General features: G+C 37.3%; 18 protein-coding genes. All 18 read left to right on the top strand.

All coding sequences use genetic code 11. From position 1 onward, the window contains the following. The first annotated feature begins 68 nt into the window (after positions 1-68). The 18 genes from aspS (at position 69) to OLM61_RS08610 (ending at position 20502) form a co-directional block, all read left to right on the top strand. Entirely contained in the window at positions 69-1820 is a 1752-nt protein-coding gene (gene aspS, locus OLM61_RS08695; protein ID WP_264525968.1) for an aspartate--tRNA ligase, read from the top strand. A 404-nt stretch (positions 1821-2224) separates the two neighbouring features. Then, complete coding sequence (locus OLM61_RS08690) at positions 2225-2419, top strand: cold-shock protein (protein WP_007137066.1); 195 nt, start codon at positions 2225-2227, stop codon at positions 2417-2419. Between the two features lie 243 nt (positions 2420-2662). After that, positions 2663-3028 carry an NADH-quinone oxidoreductase subunit A gene (locus OLM61_RS08685; RefSeq protein WP_173965352.1) on the top strand — a complete coding sequence of 122 codons (366 nt, stop codon included), beginning with the start codon at positions 2663-2665 and terminating at the stop codon, positions 3026-3028. A gap of 157 nt (positions 3029-3185) precedes the next feature. Continuing rightward, positions 3186-3734 (top strand): NADH-quinone oxidoreductase subunit B, encoded by a 549-nt coding sequence (locus OLM61_RS08680; protein ID WP_173965353.1) that lies wholly within the window; start codon positions 3186-3188, stop codon positions 3732-3734. A gap of 1 nt (position 3735) precedes the next feature. Further along, on the top strand, positions 3736-4257 hold the full coding sequence (locus OLM61_RS08675; RefSeq protein WP_017494607.1) for an NADH-quinone oxidoreductase subunit C: 522 nt from the start codon (positions 3736-3738) through the stop codon (positions 4255-4257). Between the two features lie 24 nt (positions 4258-4281). Further along, entirely contained in the window at positions 4282-5520 is a 1239-nt protein-coding gene (locus OLM61_RS08670) for an NADH-quinone oxidoreductase subunit D (RefSeq protein WP_264525967.1), read from the top strand. A gap of 148 nt (positions 5521-5668) precedes the next feature. Next, positions 5669-6199, top strand: coding sequence for a complex I 24 kDa subunit family protein (locus tag OLM61_RS08665; RefSeq protein ID WP_133505971.1), 531 nt, complete (start codon positions 5669-5671; stop codon positions 6197-6199). A gap of 1 nt (position 6200) precedes the next feature. Then, the gene (nuoF, locus tag OLM61_RS08660) at positions 6201-7571 is read left to right on the top strand and encodes an NADH-quinone oxidoreductase subunit NuoF (RefSeq protein ID WP_072955480.1); all 1371 of its coding nucleotides are present in this window, start codon (positions 6201-6203) and stop codon (positions 7569-7571) included. Between the two features lie 97 nt (positions 7572-7668). Continuing rightward, positions 7669-8700, top strand: coding sequence for a 2Fe-2S iron-sulfur cluster-binding protein (locus tag OLM61_RS08655; protein WP_173965355.1), 1032 nt, complete (start codon positions 7669-7671; stop codon positions 8698-8700). A 3-nt stretch (positions 8701-8703) separates the two neighbouring features. Next, on the top strand, positions 8704-9756 hold the full coding sequence (gene nuoH, locus OLM61_RS08650) for an NADH-quinone oxidoreductase subunit NuoH (protein ID WP_264525966.1): 1053 nt from the start codon (positions 8704-8706) through the stop codon (positions 9754-9756). 158 nt (positions 9757-9914) lie between these two features. Then, a complete protein-coding gene (locus tag OLM61_RS08645) occupies positions 9915-10460 on the top strand; it encodes a NuoI/complex I 23 kDa subunit family protein (protein ID WP_173965357.1) in 546 nt (181 codons plus the stop codon). Further along, on the top strand, positions 10461-11000 hold the full coding sequence (locus OLM61_RS08640) for an NADH-quinone oxidoreductase subunit J (RefSeq protein ID WP_264525965.1): 540 nt from the start codon (positions 10461-10463) through the stop codon (positions 10998-11000). It begins immediately after the preceding gene. Beyond that, positions 11000-11320: an NADH-quinone oxidoreductase subunit NuoK gene (nuoK, locus tag OLM61_RS08635; protein WP_017494599.1), complete on the top strand. Its 321-nt coding sequence runs from the start codon at positions 11000-11002 to the stop codon at positions 11318-11320. Before OLM61_RS08640 ends, nuoK begins: the two co-directional genes overlap by 1 nt. A 6-nt stretch (positions 11321-11326) precedes the next feature. Continuing rightward, the gene (nuoL, locus tag OLM61_RS08630) at positions 11327-13210 is read left to right on the top strand and encodes an NADH-quinone oxidoreductase subunit L (RefSeq protein ID WP_264525964.1); all 1884 of its coding nucleotides are present in this window, start codon (positions 11327-11329) and stop codon (positions 13208-13210) included. A gap of 10 nt (positions 13211-13220) precedes the next feature. After that, a complete protein-coding gene (locus OLM61_RS08625) occupies positions 13221-14660 on the top strand; it encodes a complex I subunit 4 family protein (protein WP_264525963.1) in 1440 nt (479 codons plus the stop codon). A gap of 68 nt (positions 14661-14728) precedes the next feature. Continuing rightward, positions 14729-16120 (top strand): NADH-quinone oxidoreductase subunit N, encoded by a 1392-nt coding sequence (locus OLM61_RS08620; protein ID WP_264525962.1) that lies wholly within the window; start codon positions 14729-14731, stop codon positions 16118-16120. Between the two features lie 166 nt (positions 16121-16286). Beyond that, the gene (locus tag OLM61_RS08615; protein ID WP_264525961.1) at positions 16287-17060 is read left to right on the top strand and encodes a Bax inhibitor-1/YccA family protein; all 774 of its coding nucleotides are present in this window, start codon (positions 16287-16289) and stop codon (positions 17058-17060) included. 595 nt (positions 17061-17655) lie between these two features. Further along, positions 17656-20502 (top strand): T9SS type A sorting domain-containing protein, encoded by a 2847-nt coding sequence (locus tag OLM61_RS08610; RefSeq protein ID WP_264525960.1) that lies wholly within the window; start codon positions 17656-17658, stop codon positions 20500-20502. Positions 20503-20506 lie beyond the last annotated feature (4 nt).

Genomic DNA, 20506 nt, shown 5'->3' with positions numbered 1-20506 from the left:
CATCAAGTCATCACTTTACTATATTAATTTGAATTTTGTGTTTACTTTTGCAGTCTAAAATTTTGATCATGTATAGAAGTCATAATTGCGGCGAATTAAACGCCTCAAATATTAACACGGAAGTTACACTAGCGGGTTGGGTTCAAAAATCACGCGATAAAGGATTTATGAATTGGGTTGATTTACGTGACCGTTACGGAATTACACAACTTATTTTTGACGAAAGCCGTACGGATAAAACAGTTTTTGAACTGGCAAAAACACTCGGAAGAGAATTTGTAATTCAGGTAAAAGGAACTGTAATTGAGCGTGAAGCCAAAAACAAAAATATCCCGACGGGCGAAATCGAAATTTTAGTATCCGAACTAACCATTCTGAATGCCGCGCTGACACCACCGTTTACTATCGAAGATGAAACGGATGGCGGTGAAGACATTCGAATGAAATACCGTTACTTAGACATTAGAAGAAATCCTGTAAAAAACAGTTTATTATTCCGTCATAAAGTAGCAATGGAAGTTCGTAAATATTTATCGGACTTAGATTTCTGCGAAGTAGAAACTCCATACCTTATTAAATCGACTCCGGAAGGCGCGAGAGATTTCGTTGTACCTAGCCGTATGAACGAAGGACAGTTTTATGCCCTGCCACAATCGCCACAAACTTTCAAACAATTATTAATGGTGGGTGGAATGGATAAATATTTTCAGATTGTAAAATGTTTCCGTGATGAAGATTTACGTGCTGACCGTCAGCCTGAGTTTACACAAATTGACTGTGAGATGGCATTTGTGGAGCAGGAAGACATTTTAAATGTTTTTGAAGGACTGACCAGACACTTATTAAAAGAAATTAAAGGCATTGAAGTAGACAAGTTCCCAAGAATTACCTACGACTACGCTATGAAAACCTATGGTAATGACAAACCGGACATTCGTTTCGGGATGGAATTTGGTGAATTAAACGAATTTGCACAACACAAAGATTTCCCTGTATTTAATGCTGCCGAATTGGTGGTAGGAATTGCAGTTCCAGGAGCCGGAAATTACACTCGTAAAGAAATCGACGCTTTAATTGACTGGGTAAAACGTCCTCAGGTTGGAGCATCAGGAATGGTGTATGCAAAATGTAACGACGACGGAACTTTTAAATCTTCTGTAGATAAATTTTACGATCAGGACGATTTAGGGCAATGGGCAAAAATTACAGGTGCAAAACCGGGAGACATGATTTTTGTACTTTCAGGACCTGCTAATAAAACCCGTGCACAACTTTCGGCACTTCGTATGGAACTGGCAACCCGTTTAGGATTGCGCAAACCCGAAGAATTTGCTCCGTTATGGGTAGTTGATTTTCCTTTGTTGGAATTAGACGAAGAATCAGGGCGTTACCACGCGATGCACCACCCGTTTACTTCTCCTAAACCGGAAGACATGCAGTTATTGGAAACCGAGCCAGGAAAAGTTCGCGCCAATGCCTACGATATGGTTTTAAACGGAAATGAAATTGGTGGAGGATCTATTCGTATTCACGACAAAGCAACTCAGCAATTGATGTTCAAATATCTTGGCTTTACCGAAGAAGAAGCAAAAGCACAGTTTGGCTTTTTAATGGACGCTTTCCAATTTGGAGCACCGCCACACGGAGGTTTAGCATTTGGATTAGACCGTTTAGTCGCTATCTTAGGAGGTCAGGAAACCATCAGAGACTTTATTGCGTTCCCAAAAAACAATTCGGGACGTGATGTTATGATCGATGCTCCTGCGGCAATTGATGAAGCTCAGTTAAAAGAACTTGCCATTAAATTGGATTTAAAATAATTTTTTCTTCCTCTGGAGAAAATAGAAAAAAACGACAACTAAAGATTCAGTTGTCGTTTTTTTATGCATTTTATCGTCATTTTGCTCTTTTTTCGTGTTAATAAAATCTTAAAGAACAAAAGCAAACACCAGTAAAATCAAGCATTTTCCCACAAAAAACAACCTTAGTCTTTGCGTATTCCGCTTAATATACTAAATTTTTGTAAAATATAAGCTACTTTTTTAACATTTAATTATAATAATTAATGATTCTCAAATAAAGTACATCCATATCAAATTTGATGCAATATAAATAGCGAAAAGACTGTGAATCAATAATTTTTACAAAAATTTAACAGGTATATGTCTTTTGTATGAATTTATATCTTACATTTGCTTTATTATAAATTATTATTACAATTACAATGCGTACAGGTACAGTAAAATTTTTCAATGAATCTAAAGGTTATGGATTCATTACAGACGAAGAAACAGGAAAAGACATCTTCGTTCACGCTTCAGGAATTAACGCGGAAGAATTACGCGAAGGTGACCGTGTAAGCTATGAAGAAGAAGAAGGAAGAAAAGGGAAAGTTGCTGCTAAAGTAGCAGTAATCTAAGAAAAATATAGCAATTTATTTTTTTTGCCTCTGAATGGTTTTCAAAACGCCCTGATAGTAATCGGGGCGTTTTTTTTTGCTCAAATCTTAAAAAAATACTAAAATTTCAGCATGTTATTTATAATCAATAAAAATTAGCTAGTAACGCGGTTTCAGGGCACACTTAAATCATTTTTTAGCTTGTGATTTACAGAGTTGAAAGTTATCTTTGTGGCTTATTCTTTAAGTAAAAAAGCTAAGTTTATGCAATCTGATCAATACAGTTACATTCCTATTTTAATGCAGTTAATTTTAGCTGTTGGTTTTGTGGTAGGAACAATCATTATTTCCGGAAAATTAGGCCCAAAAAGAAGCTCTGAAGTAAAAGATAAAAACTTCGAATGCGGTATCGAATCCGTTGGTAACGCCCGTATTCCTTTTTCTGTAAAATATTTCCTGGTAGCCATTTTGTTTGTATTGTTTGACGTAGAGGTAATTTTCCTTTACCCTTGGGCAGTAAACTTTAAAGAATTAGGCATCGAAGGAATGCTGAAAATGATCGTTTTTATGTCGCTTCTTTTAGTTGGTTTTTTCTATATCATCAAAAAGAAAGCTTTAGACTGGGAATAAAGAAATCTTAGATTTCAGATTTTAGATTTTAGATCCCCTGATTTAAAATTTTAGATTTGAAAGCTAATGTCTCAAAACACAATATTGATTTTTAAAATATTGATTTCGGTTTCAGGATTAAAAATCTAAAATCAGAAATCTAAAATCTGAAATAAAAATGAGCGATTCAAATGTAAATATGGTTGCGCCGCCAGAAGGAGTTGTAGGAGAAGGTTTCTTCGCTACAAAACTAAATGATGTTGTAGGTTTGGCAAGAGCCAATTCGTTATGGCCACTACCTTTTGCAACCTCATGCTGTGGTATCGAATTCATGGCAACAATGGCTTCACATTACGATTTGGCACGATTTGGTTCTGAGCGTGTGAGTTTCTCTCCTCGTCAGGCTGATATGCTTTTAGTAATGGGAACTATTTCAAAAAAAATGGCCCCTATTTTAAGACAAGTTTACGAACAAATGTCTGAACCTCGCTGGGTAATTGCAGTTGGAGCCTGTGCTTCATCAGGTGGAATTTTTGATACGTATTCCGTTTTACAGGGAATTGACAAAGTAATTCCGGTTGACGTTTACGTACCCGGATGTCCGCCAAGACCAGAACAAATTGTAGATGGAGTAATGAAACTTCAGGAATTGGTAAAAAGCGAATCGGTAAGACGCAGAAGCTCTCCGGAATACCAAGAATTACTAGCTTCATATAATATTACATAAGATGGCTTTAGAAAATACCCTGATTCAAGATAAACTTACAGAAACATTTGACACAAGTGTTTTTAACTTTCAACAAGAAAGAGATATTTTTTCACTGGAAACTACCGCTGATAAAATCACAGCCCTGATTCTTTTTTTGAAAAACGATTCCGATTTACGCTTCCACTTTTTAACCGATTTATGCGGTGTTCATTATCCGGACAACGAAACTGATCGCCAATATGCAATCGTATACCATTTGCATAACTGGTACGAAAACAAACGTATTCGAATCAAAGTATACTTAAACGGTGAAAAACCGGAGATCAAAACCATTTCAAATATTTTCTTAAGTTCAAACTGGATGGAAAGAGAAACGTACGATTTCTTCGGAGTCAATTTTATTGGACACCCGCAATTGAAACGTATTTTGAATATGGATGAAATGGTGTCTTTCCCAATGCGAAAAGAATTCCCAATGGAAGACAGCGGAAGAACTGATAAAGACGACAGATTCTTTGGAAGAACAACAACAAATTGCTAAAAATAAATAATTCAACATTATAAAATGTCAGAACTATTATTATCACCAGAGCATCGATATGCTAAAATAATTAAGGATAGACTAAACGAAGACGGAAGTGAACTTTCGGTACTTAATTTAGGTCCTACTCACCCGGCGACTCACGGTATTTTTCAAAATATCCTGTTGATGGATGGTGAAAGAATTCTTGAGGCTGAACCAACCATTGGTTACATCCACAGAGCTTTCGAAAAAATTGCCGAAAACCGCCCTTTTTACCAGATCACTCCTCTTACTGACCGTATGAACTATTGCTCCTCTCCTATTAACAATATGGGATGGTGGATGACTTTAGAGAAATTACTAAATATTGAAGTTCCAAAAAGAGCACAATACCTAAGAGTCATTGTAATGGAGCTGGCCCGTATTACAGATCACTTAATCTGTAACTCGATTTTGGGTGTAGATACTGGTGCTTATACTGGTTTCTTGTACGTTTTTCAATTCAGAGAAAAAGTTTACGAGATTTACGAAGAAATTTGTGGTGCTCGTTTAACAACAAATATGGGAAGAATTGGTGGTTTCGAAAGAGACTGGTCACCAGAAGCTTTCCGCAAACTAGATGTCTTTTTAGAAGAATTCCCTGTTGCGTGGCAAGAGTTTGTAAACTTATTTGAAAGAAACAGAATTTTCCTTGACAGAACTGTAGACGTAGGTGCTATCTCGGCAGAGCAGGCAATGGCTTACGGATTCACAGGTCCAAACTTACGTGCAGCGGGAGTTGATTACGACGTTCGTGTAGCACAGCCTTATTCCTCTTACGAAGATTTCGATTTTGTTGTCCCGGTTGGAAAATCAGGAGATACTTACGATCGTTTCTGTGTTCGTAATGCTGAAGTTTGGGAGAGTTTGAGTATTATTCGTCAGGCTTTGGCTAAAATGCCGGCAGGAAACGAATATCATGCAGAAGTTCCGGATTACTACCTTCCTCCAAAAGAAGATGTTTACACTTCGATGGAATCTTTAATTTATCACTTTAAGATTGTAATGGGAGAAGTTCCTGTACCAGTGGCAGAAATTTACCACCCGGTTGAAGGAGGAAATGGAGAAATCGGATTCTACTTAGTTACAGACGGAAGCCGAACGCCATACAGATTACATTTCAGAAGACCTTGTTTTATTTATTATCAGGCTTATCCGGATATGATTAAAGGATCTTTACTTTCGGATGCAATTGTTATTCTATCCAGTTTAAATGTAATTGCAGGAGAGTTAGACGCGTAAAGATATTGTAGATTTTAGATTGCAGATTACAGATTGAAAAATCAGAAATCTAAAATCAGAAATCTAAAATTAAAAAAGATTGCAGAATATGGGTTATGGACAAAGATTGAAAAAATCTGAAATCCAAAATCTAAAATCTAAAATAAAAATGGAACGAAAACATTACAAACAAGAAATAAACATGACCGAAGCATTGATGTCCCGCATCAATGAATTGATCAGTCATTATCCTGAGGACAAAAGAAAATCGGCTTTGTTACCCGTTTTGCACGAAGTGCAGGACGCTCATGACAACTGGTTAAGTACGGAGTTGCAGGATAAAGTTGCCGAAATTTTGCACATCAAACCAATTGAGGTTTACGAAGTGGTTACTTTTTATACCATGTACAACCAAAAACCAATTGGAAAATACATGTTCGAATTTTGCCAGACTTCTTGTTGTTGTTTAAATGGTGCTGAAAATTTAATGGATTATACTTCTGAAAAATTAGGCATTAAAATGGGAGAAACAACTCCGGACGGAATGTTTACCATTGCCGGTGTAGAATGTTTAGGTGCTTGCGGATATGCTCCGATGATGCAGTTGGGAGATTTCTACAAAGAAAAATTGACAGAAGAAAAAATCGATCAGTTAATCGCTGATTGTAGAGATGATAAAATAATATTACACGATAAATAAGATGTCACAGAAAATATTATTAGATAAAATCAACATTCCTGGTATTAAAACCTACGAAGTATACCGCCAAAATGGTGGATATGCCTCTGTAGAAAAAGCTTTAAAAACACTTACTCCGGATGAAGTTACCGAAGAAGTAAAAAAATCAGGACTACGTGGCCGTGGTGGTGCAGGTTTCCCTGCCGGAATGAAATGGAGTTTTATTGACAAAAAATCAGGAAAACCAAGACATTTAGTATGCAATGCCGACGAGTCTGAGCCGGGAACTTTCAAAGATCGTTATTTGATGGAATTTATTCCTCACCTATTGATCGAAGGAATGATTACCTCAAGTTATGCCTTAGGCGCTAACCTTTCATATATCTACATTCGTGGAGAATATATGTGGGTTTTCAAAATATTAGAAAGAGCAATCGCCGAAGCTAAAGCTGCCGGCTGGTTAGGAAAAAATATATTAGGTACAGGTTACGATTTAGAATTACACGTTCACTGTGGAGCCGGAGCTTATATTTGCGGAGAAGAAACTGCACTTATCGAATCTCTGGAAGGTAAAAGAGGAAACCCTCGTATCAAACCACCTTTCCCGGCGGTTTCAGGACTTTGGGCAAATCCAACAGTGGTAAACAACGTAGAAACTATCGCTACTGTGCCATGGATCGTAAACAACTCCGGTGACGATTATGCAAAAATCGGAATTGGCCGTTCGACAGGAACTAAATTGATTTCGGCTTCAGGACACATTAAAAATCCGGGCGTTTACGAAATTGAATTGGGGTTAAGTGTTGACGAATTTATGAATTCTGATGAATACTTAGGCGGAATGTCTTCCAGCAGACCTTTAAAAGCGTTTGTACCGGGAGGGTCTTCGGTGCCTATTTTACCAGCCGAATTAATTTTTAAAACGGCAAATGGCGAAGACCGATTAATGACTTACGAATCTTTGAGTGATGGTGGTTTTGCTACCGGATCGATGTTAGGTTCAGGAGGATTTATTGTTTACAACGACACTGCCTGTGTAGTTAGAAACACCTGGAATTTTGCCCGTTTTTACCACCACGAATCTTGCGGACAATGTACGCCTTGCCGTGAAGGAACAGGATGGTTGGAAAAAATCTTATGGAGAATTGAAAACGGTCAGGGCCGTGAAGAAGATATCGAATTACTGTGGAGCATCCAGAGTAAAATCGAAGGAAACACAATTTGCCCGCTTGGTGACGCAGCTTCGTGGCCAGTAGCCGCAGCAATCCGTCACTTTAGAGATGAGTTTGAATATCACGTTCGTTTTCCTGAAAAAATAAAAAACAGAGATCACTTTGTAGCTGAACCTTTTTCGCAAGTAAAACATTTAGTAGGCGGTAAAGTAATCGTATAGTTATAAGTTAAAAATAGTTTCAAGTTTCACGTTTTTTTAGTTTCATGTTCAACAGCCTGAAACTTTAAACCTGAAACTAAAAAAACAAAATTAAGAGATGAAAGTAACCATAGACGGTCAAAGTATAGACGTAGAGCCAGGAACAACAATTCTGCAGGCTGCACGTATGATTGGAGGAGATTTAGTTCCGCCAGCCATGTGCTATTACTCAAAATTAAAAGGCAGCGGCGGTAAATGTCGTTGTTGTTTAGTTGAAGTTTCCAAAGGAAGTGAAGCTGACCCAAGACCAATGCCAAAATTAATGGCATCTTGTGTAACAGGATGTATGGACGGAATGGAAGTGAACAGCAAATCTTCTGATCGTGTAACAGAAGCCCGTAAATCTGTAACCGAATTTTTATTGATCAATCACCCGTTAGATTGCCCTATTTGTGATCAGGCCGGAGAATGTGATCTTCAAAACTTAAGTTTTGAGCACGGAAACCCAAAATCACGTTTTATTGAAGAAAAAAGAACATTTGAACCGGAAGATATCGGTCCAAATATTCAACTGCATATGAACCGTTGTATCTTATGTCAAAGATGCGTGCAAGTTGCCGATCAATTGACAGACAACAGAGTTCACGGAGTATTAGATCGTGGCGATCACGCTAATATTTCAACCGGAATTTCTAAAGCCATCGACAATGAGTTCTCCGGAAACATGATCGACGTTTGTCCGGTTGGAGCTTTAACCGATAAAACTTTCCGTTTTAAATCGAGAGTATGGTTCAACAAACCTTTTAATGCACACAGAGAATGTACTACTCCGGGCTGTTGTGGAAAAACAACCGTATGGATGTTTGGAGGAGAAATTCAGCGTGTTACAGGTCGTAAAGACGAGTACCATGAAGTGGAAGAATTCATTTGCAACAGCTGCCGTTTTGACCATAAAAATGTTAGCGACTGGGTAATTGAAGGACCAAGAGAATTTGAAAAAGACTCTGTAATCAACCAAAACAACTACACTCAAAAATTAGAGAAAGTTGAAATTGATACAGAGAAAAATATCCTTTTAGGTAGAGATATTGATCGTAAAAAAATTAGTATGGCTGCAATTCCATTAATTACTAATGATAAAAAATCTTAAGAAATGGAAAGTGCATTTATTATAGAAAAAAGTGTCGTTATTGTTGTCGTTTTTGCGATCACTATGATTATGGCAATGTATTCTACCTGGGCTGAGCGTAAAGTTGCAGCTTTTCTGCAAGACCGTGTAGGACCAAACCGTGCCGGATGGGGAGGATTATTACAACCTCTTGCCGATGGTATGAAATTGTTCTCGAAAGAAGAATTTTTCCCAAATACACCTAATAAATTTTTATTTGTTGTAGGACCTGCAATTGCCATGAGTACGGCTTTAATGACCAGTGCCGTTATTCCATGGGGAGACAAACTGCATGTTTTTGGCCGTGATGTTTATTTACAGGCAACTGATATTAACATTGGTATCTTATACATCTTCGGAGTACTTTCTGTAGGGGTTTATGGTATCATGATTGGTGGATGGGCTTCTAACAATAAATTCTCGTTGATGGGAGCTGTTCGTGCAGCTTCGCAGATGGTTTCTTATGAAGTTGCCATGGGATTATCGATGATTGCTTTGTTGATGATGACCGGAACATTAAGTTTAAAAGAAATTTCATTACAGCAAGAAGGAATGAACTGGAATGTTTTTTACCAGCCATTGTCTTTCCTTATCTTCTTAATCTGTTCGTTTGCAGAAACCAACAGAACTCCTTTTGACTTAGCAGAATGTGAAAACGAATTAATTGGAGGTTACCATACGGAATACTCCTCTATGAAAATGGGATTCTATTTATTTGCTGAATACGCGAGTATGTTTATCTCTGCCACTATTATATCGGTATTATTCTTTGGAGGATACAATTATCCTGGAATGAGCTGGATGGTAGAAAATGTAGGCGTAAATGTGGGTAATATTTTAGGTATCGTAGTCTTGTTTGTTAAAATCTGTTTCTTCATATTTTTCTATATGTGGGTACGTTGGACCATTCCAAGATTCAGATACGATCAATTAATGAATTTAGGCTGGAGAATTTTAATTCCGCTTTCGATCATTAATATCATGATTACCGGAGCTGTTATTTTAAGACACGATATTGCAGCAGCTTTAGGATTCTAAGAACCGTAATGCCTAGCCCTGATAGAAGCGGCATCCTTTTGTGTCCGCCGCGGCGGACACAAAAGATACAGCGGATAGCAGGATTAGCTTCAAAATAAAAATAAAACAGATTTAATTTGTTTAATACAAATTGTGAATCGTAAATCATACATTAAAAAATGTCAATAGAAACTATATCATTATCGGGTAGAAAAAAGATGGTCTCTCACAAAGAGATGACTTTTTGGGAACGATTGTATCTTGTGGCGATTGTAAAAGGATTGTTTATCACTCTTAAACACTTATTCAGAAAAAAAGTGACGATTCACTATCCTGAGCAGGTGCGTGAAATGAGTCCGGTTTATCGTGGTCAGCATCAATTGAAACGTGATGAGCAAGGTCGTGAAAACTGTACAGCCTGTGGATTATGTGCTTTGTCCTGCCCTGCTGAAGCGATCACTATGAAAGCCGCTGAGCGTAAAGCAGACGAGAAACACTTGTACAGAGAAGAAAAGTATGCTTCGATCTATGAAATCAATATGTTACGTTGTATTTTCTGTGGTTTATGTGAAGAAGCCTGTCCGAAAGATGCAATTTACCTGACGACTTCAAAAGTTTTGGTCCCTTCAAGCTATGAAAGAGAAGATTTCATTTTTGGAAAAGACAGATTAGTGATGCCTCTTGATGTGGCCATCAAAAATGCTCAACTTAATAATGCTAACTAAATGATACATATTCCCGATTTTGCACACGCAACAACTGTACAAATTATATTTTGTTTCTTAGCGTTTATTACCGTGATTACCGCTTTCCTGACTATTTTTAGCAGAAACCCAATTCATAGTGCTATTTATTTAGTGATTTGTTTTTTCTCTATTGCCGGTCATTATTTACTATTAAACTCTCAATTTCTGGCTATCGTACATCTTATAGTCTACTCGGGAGCGATTATGATTTTATTCCTGTTTACGATCATGTTGATGAATCTGAACGAACAAAAAGAAGTGCACCGTCCGAGAATTACACGTTTGGGTGCCATTGTTTCTTTCTGTTTGATTTGTATTGTACTGATTGCAATTTTCATCAACTCTAAGCCAATTGTTGGCGAATACGATTCAACCGGTGAAGATTTCCAATCGATTAAAGTATTGGGTAAAATATTACTGAACGAATATATGGTTCCGTTCGAATTTGCTTCGATCTTGCTTTTAGTAGCCATGATTGGAACTGTATTATTGTCTAAAAAAGAAAAATTAAATAAATAATGGGTAATATATTAAATCAAATAGGTATTGAAAACTACATCTTTTTGAGTGTTGTACTTTTCTGTATTGGTATTTTTGGTGTATTGTACAGACGAAATGCTATTATCGTTTTCATGTCTATCGAAATCATGTTGAATGCTGTTAACCTTTTATTTGTTGCTTTTTCAACTTACCATCAAGACGCACAAGGACAAGTCTTTGTATTCTTTTCGATGGCAGTTGCTGCAGCCGAAGTTGCAGTTGGATTGGCTATTTTAGTTTCGATCTTTAGAAATTTAGGTTCGATTAGTATCGATAATTTAAAAAATTTAAAAGGATAAATAAAAATGGATACCAATTTAGCTTTACTTTTAGTTTTATCTCCTTTTTTAGGATTTTTAATCAATGTTTTCTTTGGCAAGAGCTTAGGAAAAACGGTTTCAGGAATCATCGGAACTGCTGCTGTAGTCGTTTCTTTTGCTGTTACGCTTTTCTTCTTCAGTCAAATCAGCCAAACCAAACAAGCCCTTCAGGTTACTTTATTTGACTGGATTCAAATTAGTAATTTAAAGATCAATCTTGGATTTTTATTAGATCAGTTGTCTTTATTATGGTTGCTTTTTGTAACCGGTATCGGATCATTGATTCACTTATACTCTATCAGCTATATGCACGACGATGAGAATATGCACAAGTTTTTTGCTTATTTGAATCTGTTCGTATTCTTCATGATTACTCTTGTAATTGGAAGTAACTTGTTAGTTTTATTTATCGGTTGGGAAGGTGTTGGACTTTGTTCGTACTTATTAATTGGATTCTGGCACAAAAACCAGGATTACAATGATGCTGCGAAAAAAGCTTTCATCATGAACAGGATTGGAGATTTAGGTTTATTAATCGGAATGTTCATACTAGGTTCTATGTTCTCTACTTTAGACTATGCTACTTTAAAAACAGCAATCGCAGGAGCAGCAAACTTAAACATCCCGTTGCTTTCGCTAGCCGCTTTATGTTTGTTTATCGGAGCTTGTGGTAAATCAGCACAAATTCCATTATACACCTGGTTGCCTGATGCGATGGCAGGACCAACTCCGGTTTCGGCATTAATTCACGCTGCAACAATGGTTACAGCCGGTATCTTTATGATTACCCGTTTGAATTTTGTATTTGATTTAGCTCCGGACGTTCAGTCGGTTATTGCGGTTATTGGTGCCATCACTTCGTTAGTTGCGGCAACAATTGGTCTGGTTCAGACGGATATTAAAAAAGTATTGGCCTACTCTACTGTTTCTCAATTAGGTTTAATGTTTTTAGCATTAGGATTTGGTGCTTACGAAGTAGCCGTTTTTCACGTAATTACTCATGCTTTCTTTAAAGCTTGTCTGTTCTTAGGTTCAGGATCTGTAATTCACGGTTTACACGGAGAGCAGGATATGCGTAAAATGGGTGGTTTGCGTAAAGCGATGCCAATCACTTTCTGGACCATGTTAATTTCATCATTAGCCATTTCAGGTGTTCCGTTTTTCTCTGGTTTCTTCTCAAAAGACGAAATTTTATTAACGGCATTCCATCACAATATTCCACTTTATGTAGTAGGATCTGTTGCTTCGATCATGACGGCATTTTATATGTTTAGATTGATGTTCCTTACTTTCTTCAAAGATTTCAGAGGAACCGAAGAGCAAAAACACCACTTACACGAAAGTGACGGATTGATTACTTTCCCATTAGTAATTTTAGCGATTCTGGCTACTTTTGGCGGATTGATCAGTTTACCAGGAAACAGCTGGTTGAATGGTTATTTAGCCCCTCTTTTCACGAAAGTGGCAGGCGAAGAGCACCATTTAGGTACAACAGAATATACTTTAATGGGTGTTGCCGTTTTAGGCGGATTACTAGGTATTTTAATTGCTTATGTGAAATACTTCAAACAGGATAATGTTCCGGAAGCGGATGAAAACATTAGCGGTCTGACCAAAGTGTTATACAATAAATATTATGTAGACGAAGCTTACGATGCTATTTTCGTTCGCTCTGTCAACGGATTATCAAGATTTTTCAGAGACTATATCGAAACAGGTTTGTCTGCTCTGGTTTTTGGATTAGGAAAAGTAGCCAATGAACTGGCTTTTCAAGGTAAAAAATTACAAAACGGAAGTATCGGATTATATCTTTTTGCATTTGTTTTAGGGCTTTGTGCCATTGTTTCCTATATATTTTTAGCTAAATAATTTTACAACTATGAACGTTTCTCTTATATTAATTATTCTTCTAATTGGTGCATTTGCCACTTATTTTGTTGGTGACAAACTAGCATCAAAAGTAGCTTTGTTCTTTAGTTTGGCGGCTTTAGGTTGTTCAATTGTTTTATTAAATCATTTTAGTGCCGGCGAAAATATCAGCCTGATCAATACGTGGATTACACAGCCTAAAATTTCATTTGCCCTTAATGCAGATGGTTTAGGTATGGCCATGCTTTTATTGACTGTAGCGCTAACACCAATCATCATATTCTCTTCTTTTGGAAATGAATATAAAAATTCAAAAGCATTTTACGCGTTAATTTTATTTATGGCATTTGCTATGACAGGAACTTTCCTGGCAGCAGACGGTCTTTTATACTATATTTTCTGGGAGTTAGCTCTTATTCCAATTTACTTCATTGCTCTAATCTGGGGTAATGGTGATGCCGAAGAGCGCAGAAAAGCAGTAGTTAAATTCTTTATCTACACACTGGCAGGTTCCTTGTTCATGTTAGTAGCTTTCATCTATCTGTACCAAAAAGCGGGTAGTTTCTTAATCGAAGATTTATACAAATTAAATTTATCGGCTACAGAGCAGCTTTGGATATTCTTAGCTTTCTTCCTGGCTTATGCTATTAAAATTCCAATCATCCCTTTCCACACCTGGCAGGCAAATGTGTACCAAAAAGCACCAACTGTTGGAACGATGCTTTTATCAGGTATCATGTTAAAGATGGGATTGTACAGTGTGATTCGTTGGCAATTGCCACTTGCACCATTGGCTGCAAAAGAATACATGGACATCTTTATCGCGCTTGGAATTGCGGGTGTAATTTACGGATCAATTGTAGCTTTAAGACAAAAAGACTTAAAGAAATTATTGGCTTACTCGTCTTTGGCACACGTTGGTTTAATCGCTGCAGGAACTTACACCTTAACCATTGATGGTTTACGTGGAGCTGTACTGCAAATGATCTCTCACGGTTTTGTGGTAGTAGGTTTATTCTATGCTGCCGAAATTATCTTCAGAAGATATGAAACCAGAGAAATTTCAAAATTAGGAGGTATCCGTACACAATCTCCAAAATTCACTTCTATGTTTTTAATTTTGGTACTGGCTTCTGTAGCCTTACCAAGTACTTTTAACTTCGTTGGAGAATTTACTGTTTTGTATAGTCTTTCTCAAATTAATATCTGGTTTGCTGTTTTAGGCGGAACCACTATTATTTTAGGAGCTTATTATATGCTTAAAATGTTTCAAAATGTAATGTTGGGAGAAACCAATTCGAAAACTTTTGCAGACGTTTCTGTTAATGAAGGAATTTCATTAGTTGCAATTATTGCCGTTTTAATTTTCTTCGGATTCTATCCAAAACCAATTACAGATTTGATTACACCAAGTTTAGAAACAATTCTGAACGTTATCAATAAAAATTAAAAAATATTTTAAATAAAAATAAATTAGGGCATCATTAGTTTTAGATTTCCTAAATCAAAAAAACAAAAATGAATACATTAATAGCTATAACAGGATTGGGTATTTTCTGCCTATTGTTTGAAATTCTTAATTTAAGAAAGGCCATTGTTCCTATTACCATCGTTGGTTTACTAGGTGTTTTGGCACTTAACTTTTACGAATTCGGATCAACAGCAAGTTACTATAACAACATGATTACAGTGAGTAAATTCTCTGTTACCTTTTCATCGTTGTTTATTGTACTGACTATTTTCCTGGTAGCATTAAGTCATAATTTTTACGAAAATCATCCAACCAAAATTTCCGATTTTGTGGCGATCAAAGTATTTTTATTGGCCGGTGGAGTGGCAATGGTTTCTTTTGGAAACTTAGCTATGTTTTTCTTAGGAATTGAGATCCTGTCAATTGCCCTTTATGTTTTAGCAGCAAGCGATCGTTTGAATCTAAAAAGTAACGAGGCGGGTATGAAATATTTCCTAATGGGATCTTTCGCATCTGGAATCATTTTGTTCGGAATTTGTTTGATATACGGAGCAATGGGAACTTTTGACGTAGCTGAAATACATGAAGTATCATTATCTGCCGAATTGCCAATCTGGTTTCCAATCGGAATGATTTTGATGATTATCGGTATGTTGTTTAAAGTAGCAGCAGTTCCATTTCATTTCTGGGCTCCAGATGTTTACGAAGGTTCTCCGGCATTAACTACTGCTTTGATGAGTACTTTGGCAAAAGTTGTAGCCATCGCAACACTTTACAAATTAGTTTATGCCTTAAACTTAGTTCCGTCTTTAGACAACCAGGATCTTTTAGGAACTTTTGAAACGATTGTAGTCATCATTTCAATTGCTTCTATGACTGTTGGAAATATAATGGCATTACGTCAGGTAAACGTAAAACGTATGTTGGCATTCTCAGGAATTTCACATGCTGGTTTTATGTTGATGACTTTGCTAACAATTGCAACCTCAGCAGGTGTTTTATTGTACTACACTGCTGCTTATGCATTGGCCGGAATCGCAGCATTCAGTGTTGTTTTATACGTATGTAAAAATCAGGATAACGAAGATATCACGAACTTTCACGGTTTAGGAAAAACAAATCCGTTATTGGCAGCAATCCTTACCGGATCTTTGTTGTCTATGGCCGGTATCCCTATTTTCTCAGGTTTCTTTGCTAAGTTATTCTTATTCAACCAAACCATTCAGGCAGGATACATTGCTTTAGTGATTGTGGCGGTTATCAACTCCATTATTAGTGTTGGCTATTATTTCAAACTAATCCTGGCGATGTATTCTAAAGAGCCTAATCAGGAGCGTACAGGAAAACCGTTCCTTATTTATGCGGTTGCCGTGATTTCAATTGCTTTAAACATTGCTTTAGGTTTATTCCCTTCTTTAGTTTTAGACCTTTTAAAATAAGAAATTAAAAACAGCTATACGAGCCGTCAATTTTCATTGACGGCTTTTTTATTTAGAAGAATAATGCCTCAAAACAATCCCCCCGAATTGTTAAAAATTCCATAGTATTAAAGGCGTATCAAAAAATATCGATTATATTTGATGAGTTTTTAAAACCAATTACATTATGAACTTTAATTCAAAAAATCCATTTTTAAGCAACAAGCGTTTCTCCTCTAATGCTGTTTCAAAAGCTGAAGAAGTACACCATGCACAAATCATAGATTACAATCAGGAAATGACTTTGTCTGGTACGATTAACAAAACAGCTATCTTGTTTTTAATTTTATGCGGATCGGCCATGGTAACCTGGTGGATGGCATTTAATGGAATGAATGTGATGCTGCCTGCTATCGGAGGTGCTATCATTGGACTAATTTTAGTTGTAATTTCAGCCTTTAAACCACAAGCTTCTCCTTATTTAGCTCCAGGTTATGCTTTATTTGAAGGATTATTTATAGGAGGAATTTCAGCCATTTTTGAAGCCAAATATCCCGGAATTGTAATTAATGCCGTTGGAGCAACTTTGGTTACTTTTTTGGTATGCCTTGGTTTGTATAAATTTAGAATTGTAAAAGTTACCGAGCAATTTAAATCAGTAGTGGTTGCGGCAACATTAGCAATTGCAACTTATTATTTAATTTCATGGCTGGTTTCTTTATTCACAAGCTGGACTCCGGTTCATTACGGAAACTCAATGATGAGTATTGGAATTAGTGTTTTTGTGATTATTATTGCTGCATTAAACTTATTCCTTGATTTTGATCAAATCGAAAAAGGAGTACAGCAAAGAATGCCAAAATTCATGGAATGGTATGGCGCAATGGGATTAATCATCACCCTGGTTTGGTTGTACATCGAATTCTTACGTTTATTATCAAAATTATCAAGCAAAGATTAATTTCTTTCCTTTACCATAAATCAAAGCCTTTTGAATGTTCAAAAGGCTTTTTTTATACCCCCTGTCAAACATTCTTTAAGTAAGAAATACCCAAACTACTCCCCTTACTTTTTCATTCCAATTGCCCATTATTTTTCCGCACCCAAAGTTAAAATGTCTGCTGCTGCGGAAGTCTTTACTTCTCTTTTTTTCGCTCAAAAACGATTCTTTTTTAATCTAAAAAATACAATTAGAATATAAAGAGGATGATTTTCAGCTTTAAAATATAACTTTTTTCTTACTATAAAATACTATTGCTTAAATCGTCGAAAAATCACCATTTTCTCTTTTTTGCATCGATTTTATTTCCCAAACAGTACTCCAAATTACATTAAAAATGAACACCGGCAAGGCTTTTCTAAATTATGTAATAAATTGCATTAAATGCAATTTATTACATAATTCATATTCAAAAGCATAAATTTTTAGCACTTATATTATTTTATCGCAAATATTTTACACATATCAAAAAATAAATATATTTTTGTGTAATCGATTACAAGAAACTTATTGATTCAATAACACAAAAAACTTTATTAACCGAAAAACCACAATTATGAAAAGAAACCTACTTATTCTGATGCTTTTACTGCTCATCGTTCCCCTATGGGCACAACAAGTTCAGATTACAGAATCTTCAGGCTGGCTCGAGTCAGCATTTGTTAAATGGCAGCCTGTAAGCAATGCACAAACCTACAATGTTTACTACTCCGGTAACGGCATCACCGATCAAAAAATCGACGACCAACTGATCAGAAGTTATGGAAGCTATTTTCGCGCAGACATCCCCGGACTCAAAGCCGGATCGTATACCGTTAAAGTAAAACCGGTTATTTCGAGTGCAGAAGGAACAGGTTCAGTAACTGGTACCTTAACCGTTGCTGCACAAGATCGCAACGGATTTGCTTTTGAAGGCGGACGTGTTCCCGGAGGTTACAAGGCAGATGGAACGCCAAAAGACAATGCTGTTATTCTATACATTACCCAAAATACCAAAAACACCATTTCGATGAACATCACCGGTGCCAGTGCAAATCCTTGCGTTGGTTTGCAAAACATATTGTATGCGATCAAAAAAGGAAAAGATACGCGTCCGTTTATCATTCGTTTAATTGGAAACATCACTGACATGACGGTTATGGAAGGCGGAGATGTTGTCATCGAAAATGCCAACAATGCGGCAAGTTATTTAACGATTGAAGGAATCGGAAATGATGCTGTAGCCAATGGCTGGGGCGTACGTCTCAAATCGGCATCCAACATAGAGGTGAGTAATCTTGGCTTCATGAACTGCAACAGCACTGCCGGCGACAATGTTGGCATGCAGCAGGACAATGATCACGTATGGGTGCACAACTGTGATTTGTTTTACGGAAATGCCGGAAGCGATGCCGATCAAATCAAAGGAGACGGAGCTCTCGACAATAAAACTTCGACCTACATCACGCTATCGTACAATCATTTTTGGGACAACGGAAAAGCAAGTCTTCTAGGTTTAAACGAAGGCACTACCAGCGGATTGTATATCACTTATCACCACAACTGGTTCGATCACTCTGATTCACGTCATCCTCGCGTTCGTTACTATTCGGCACACATCTACAACAACTATTTTGACGGTGTAGCCAAATACGGCTCAGGTTCTACCTTAGGCTCTTCCTTATTTGTGGAAGGAAATTATTTCCGTAACAGCAAACATCCCATGCTGACTTCTTTGCAGGGTACTGATATCTGGGACGAAGCCAATCAGGTAAACAATGCCGGAACTATGGGAACTTTCTCAGGGGAAGCCGGAGGATCTATAAAAGCCTTCAACAATACTTTTGACGCTTCAAACGGAACTAATAATATGCGTTTTGTAGCTTACAACGACCCTAATCCGTTATACAATATTGCCGGAAAAATTAGCTCAACAACAGATTTTGATGCTTATGTTGCAACCACAAGAGGCGAAACGGTAAGCAGTTCGGTTAAATCCAAATCGGGAGCCAATACCTACAACAACTTTGATACGGATGCTGCACTATATGTCAAAAATCTAACTGTAGAACAGCCGGTAACAGCCAAAACAAAGGTCACTCAATACGCAGGACGTATTTCGGGAGGTGATTTAAAATGGACTTTCGACAATAGCATAGACGATACCTCTTCACTTGTAATCACAGCATTGAAGTCGGCACTAACCAATTATACAGGTGCTTTGGTTGCTATTCAGGGAGAAGGCAATCCGCCTGCAAGTGCTCAGACACTAACCTCAACCGCCAATAACAATCAAACGGTAAGCAGTGGTACTGCTATTGCCTCTATCGTATTTACCTGGGGAGGAAATGCCACTGACGCAACGGTTACAGGACTGCCTGCTTCGGGAATTAGTTTTGTAAAAAACACTACAGCCAAAACCATCACTATTACCGGAACTCCAACCGCTACCGTTTCTTATTCGATTGCTACAAGCGGAACCGGAACACCAGCGACAGGCTCAGGAACCATTACCCTTTCAGCAGCAGGAACACAAACCTTAACTTCAACCAGCAACAACAATCAAACAGTTGCCAGCGGTACTGCTATTGCTTCTATCGTATTTACCTGGGGAGGAAATGCTACTGATGCAACGGTTGCAGGACTGCCTGCTTCGGGAATTAGTTTTGTAAAAAATACCACTGCCAAAACCATCACTATTTCAGGAACTCCAACCGCTACCGTTTCTTATTCGATTGCCACAACCGGAACCGGAACACCGGCAACAGGTTCAGGAACGCTTACCGTTACTACCGGAACGCCAACTAGTGATGAAATTCACAACTTTACAACATCGGGAAAAACTAGTTCATTTTATACGATTACAGGAAATATGAATTCAACTAACGGGGCTGTAACTTATGCCGGACTAACACTCACAGCACGTTTAAAAATGGAGTCAAGCACTACAATTGCTTATACCACTGCAAACCCTTCTACTTTAACCCTGGTTTTTGATTCTAACTTTACCGGAACCGTTAAAGTAAATAATGTTTCTTATACCGCATCAGCCGGAATTGTAACCGCATCTATCCCTGCGGGTTCAAATACCATTACAAAAGGATCTGTTGCCAATCTGTTTTACATCAGTACGGAATACAACAACGGACCTACGTTACGAATGGCACAAGCGGCTGACGTGATCGCTGAACCAAAAGCTTCCAAGGTGATTTTATACCCCAATCCGGTTGCTGATGTTTTATATTTTTCAGAATCTAATCAGACTGTAGAGAAAGTGTTCCTTTATAACATCTCGGGCAATCTGGTAAAAACCTCCGGAAAAGAGACTAAAAGTATGGATCTAAGTACTCTGATCCCTGGAACTTACCTGCTAAAAGTCGTTACCACTGACGGTTCCTTTACGCAAACTGTTCTTAAAAAATAACACC

This window comes from Flavobacterium sp. N502536 (assembly GCF_025947345.1).
GTDB lineage: Bacteria > Bacteroidota > Bacteroidia > Flavobacteriales > Flavobacteriaceae > Flavobacterium.
Note: the sequence above shows the minus strand (reverse complement) of the source record. Positions and strands in the feature narration are given on the sequence as shown.

Coding starts and splice junctions, on each gene's coding strand:
- aspS (WP_264525968.1), top strand. CDS start 69: ATGTATAGAAGTCATAATTGCGGCGAATTAAACGCCTCAAATATTAAC.
- OLM61_RS08690 (WP_007137066.1), top strand. CDS start 2,225: ATGCGTACAGGTACAGTAAAATTTTTCAATGAATCTAAAGGTTATGGA.
- OLM61_RS08685 (WP_173965352.1), top strand. CDS start 2,663: ATGCAATCTGATCAATACAGTTACATTCCTATTTTAATGCAGTTAATT.
- OLM61_RS08680 (WP_173965353.1), top strand. CDS start 3,186: ATGAGCGATTCAAATGTAAATATGGTTGCGCCGCCAGAAGGAGTTGTA.
- OLM61_RS08675 (WP_017494607.1), top strand. CDS start 3,736: ATGGCTTTAGAAAATACCCTGATTCAAGATAAACTTACAGAAACATTT.
- OLM61_RS08670 (WP_264525967.1), top strand. CDS start 4,282: ATGTCAGAACTATTATTATCACCAGAGCATCGATATGCTAAAATAATT.
- OLM61_RS08665 (WP_133505971.1), top strand. CDS start 5,669: ATGGAACGAAAACATTACAAACAAGAAATAAACATGACCGAAGCATTG.
- nuoF (WP_072955480.1), top strand. CDS start 6,201: ATGTCACAGAAAATATTATTAGATAAAATCAACATTCCTGGTATTAAA.
- OLM61_RS08655 (WP_173965355.1), top strand. CDS start 7,669: ATGAAAGTAACCATAGACGGTCAAAGTATAGACGTAGAGCCAGGAACA.
- nuoH (WP_264525966.1), top strand. CDS start 8,704: ATGGAAAGTGCATTTATTATAGAAAAAAGTGTCGTTATTGTTGTCGTT.
- OLM61_RS08645 (WP_173965357.1), top strand. CDS start 9,915: ATGTCAATAGAAACTATATCATTATCGGGTAGAAAAAAGATGGTCTCT.
- OLM61_RS08640 (WP_264525965.1), top strand. CDS start 10,461: ATGATACATATTCCCGATTTTGCACACGCAACAACTGTACAAATTATA.
- nuoK (WP_017494599.1), top strand. CDS start 11,000: ATGGGTAATATATTAAATCAAATAGGTATTGAAAACTACATCTTTTTG.
- nuoL (WP_264525964.1), top strand. CDS start 11,327: ATGGATACCAATTTAGCTTTACTTTTAGTTTTATCTCCTTTTTTAGGA.
- OLM61_RS08625 (WP_264525963.1), top strand. CDS start 13,221: ATGAACGTTTCTCTTATATTAATTATTCTTCTAATTGGTGCATTTGCC.
- OLM61_RS08620 (WP_264525962.1), top strand. CDS start 14,729: ATGAATACATTAATAGCTATAACAGGATTGGGTATTTTCTGCCTATTG.
- OLM61_RS08615 (WP_264525961.1), top strand. CDS start 16,287: ATGAACTTTAATTCAAAAAATCCATTTTTAAGCAACAAGCGTTTCTCC.
- OLM61_RS08610 (WP_264525960.1), top strand. CDS start 17,656: ATGAAAAGAAACCTACTTATTCTGATGCTTTTACTGCTCATCGTTCCC.